The following is a 2,288-nucleotide window of genomic DNA, read 5'->3' as shown; positions in this document are numbered from 1 at the left end:
TGGGAACGACGCGACGACATCCACGAACCTTCCTCGGCCTCGCCACCTGCCTCATCACCCACCGCCACGTCCAACGCCTTTGTCAGGACCTCTTAGACGCATAAGGAGTCAAAAAACCGGGAGAATAAACCAACCAACCCAACCCCACCGGTTCGCGTCCCTCGGTCGGGTGAATCGCGCCAACTGGACTGGATTTCGGACTGGTTGCAGGGCATATGCTCGGCCTGACAACAGCAGACATGAGACGGCCCCCGGCGGGACTGCAATCCCGGTCGAGGGCCTGACCAAGGAGGAAGCAGCAACCTTCCTTATGGCTCCCCAGCACCTTAGCGCGCCCTCGCGCGCCTCCCGAGTTCAGCCCGGGACCCCCCGATCCGGTGTCATCCACGTCAACTCGTCGCACACGAGTCGCTTCACCGTGGTCGGCAACCACCTCCTCCAGCACCGCACGCTATCGGAGTCGGCGGTGAGCATGGCGATGTAGTCGCTGGTCAGCACCTTCCCGTTTTCGTCGGTGCGGGCGATGTCGCGGGGCTACGTCCTTGACGCGGTCGGAGGGTGCGTGGTTGCCGCCTCCCCGCAGGGCGATGGTGCCCACTCCTGCTGCGAGTACTGCTCCTCCGTCCACCAGTACGCTGCGTCGCTTCGTGCGGATAGCGTCGCAGATGCCCACGAATGTCTTCGTATTCGGGCTCTGTCATACCGGTGATGTCGTCAGCTTCGCTGAGGCTCCACCATCATGGCCCTTCCCATGCGCTTGCCCTGTGCGTCGAAGACACCGATCCGGACCGCGTCCGTGGCACGCTGAGGCCACTGTGCATACGCCTCTCCGATCGCCTGGGCCTGCATGTCGGGGTCGTCCTTCTTCGGGTTCAGGTCCGTGTGGATGTAGGCGTACACCGCGTCTCCCTCCACCACGCGCTGCACCGCCTTCACGTGGCTCACGACGGACCAGTCCGAGTTGTTTTCGGAGGCTGCCCATGTCTTGAAGAGTTCGCCGTCCCTGGCCTCGTCCTGGAGGTAGAACCCGTGGGGCTGGGCGGTGAGACGGTCGGGTACGGCGAGGTCTCCCTTCGGATGCTGCTCCAGTGAGCATCCGGCCAGTGCAAGGAGGGATGCGGTCAGCAGCAGACGGCGTGTGATCAAGGCGGGCTCCTCGGGTGCAGGAATGGGAGAGCCCCCACACGGTAGTCAGTGCGGGGGCTCGGGTGACAGTGGGGTGTTACATGGTCAGTTCGTCGGCCTTGTCGCCCCAGTTCCCGCCGGTCGGGTAGCTGTAGCTGTGCAGGTTTCCGAGGCATCCGCCCAGTCCGGTGATGATGGACGGGTCCGGCATCCCGGTGCGCCAGTCGTAGAGTGACATGCCGCCGGTCTCGTCGTTGTTGCAGGTGGACGACGCCTGGTCGCGGAAGGAGTAGTCGCCCAGGTTCTTCGAGCCGTCGCTGTAGAAGGTGAGCTGGCGGCCGTAGTACCAGATGTCGGCCCAGATGCGGGTGGAACCGAACGGGGTGTAGGCGGTGCCGTCACCGTCGACCGCGATGGCCATCGAGCCGGACTTGTTCGGTGCGCCCTTCTTCATCGTCAGGTCGGATCTGCCTTCGGGCGCCTCGGGGATCGCGTACTTGGTCCCCTTCTTGGCCTTCTTGTAGGAGTTGGTGGCGGCCTTCTCCTCGTCTTCGGTGTCGAAGCACTTGACCGTGAGGTCGGGGTATTCGGCGCAGTTTTTGGCGGTGCCCCAGCCGTTCTTGGTCAGGTTGATCTTCTTACCCTTGTACGTGGCGAAGATGTCACCGGTCTTCTTGGTACCGGCCCGGTCGGCCTGCTCCTTGGCCTGCTCTGCGGCGGGGTCGACGGTGTCGGCACTGGCGACCTGGGCTCCGGCGAGCACGAGCAGCGCGGCGGCGAAGGGTATGGCGATCTTTCGGGTCTTCAACACGTCTCCTGAAATTCTGGTCAGATGGGATGAACTCGTCAACATACTGACCGAGTTGGGAATCACCAAGGAGGTCCCACAGGCTGGGACGGGAGTGGAATCAGGTCCACCAGTGGACGGAGTCGACGCGCTGTTCGGGGTCGCTGGTGTCGTCGGTGGTGAGGGTGTGGGTGTGCTTGAGGCAGGCGAGCTGGCTGCCGGTCTGGGGGATGGACTGGGTGAGTGCGGTGAGCAGGCTGGTGAGGGCGCCGAGGGCGGTGTAAGAGGTCCTGACAAAGGCGTTGGACGTGGCGGTGGGTGATGAGGCAGGTGGCGAGGCCGAGGAAGGTTCGTGGATGTCGTCGCGTCGTTCCCA

At 64.0% G+C, this 2,288-nt stretch carries 3 protein-coding genes; all 3 read right to left on the bottom strand.

From position 1 onward, the window contains the following. Window positions 1–714: 714 nt before the first annotated feature. Window positions 715–1,146 carry a hypothetical protein gene (locus tag ACZ4TV_RS33390; RefSeq protein ID WP_468139023.1) on the bottom strand — a complete coding sequence of 144 codons (432 nt, stop codon included), beginning with the start codon at window positions 1,144–1,146 and terminating at the stop codon, window positions 715–717. 76 nt (window positions 1,147–1,222) lie between these two features. Continuing rightward, a complete protein-coding gene (locus ACZ4TV_RS33385; protein ID WP_468139021.1) occupies window positions 1,223–1,936 on the bottom strand; it encodes a hypothetical protein in 714 nt (237 codons plus the stop codon). A 97-nt stretch (window positions 1,937–2,033) separates the two neighbouring features. After that, window positions 2,034–2,288: hypothetical protein (locus ACZ4TV_RS33380; RefSeq protein ID WP_468139019.1), on the bottom strand; the 255-nt coding region annotated here is incomplete at its 5' end.

It is taken from the genome of Streptomyces sp. NPDC028910 (assembly GCF_055564955.1).
The sequence above is the reverse complement of the archived record's forward strand: the minus strand, read 5'-3'. Positions and strand labels throughout refer to the sequence as shown.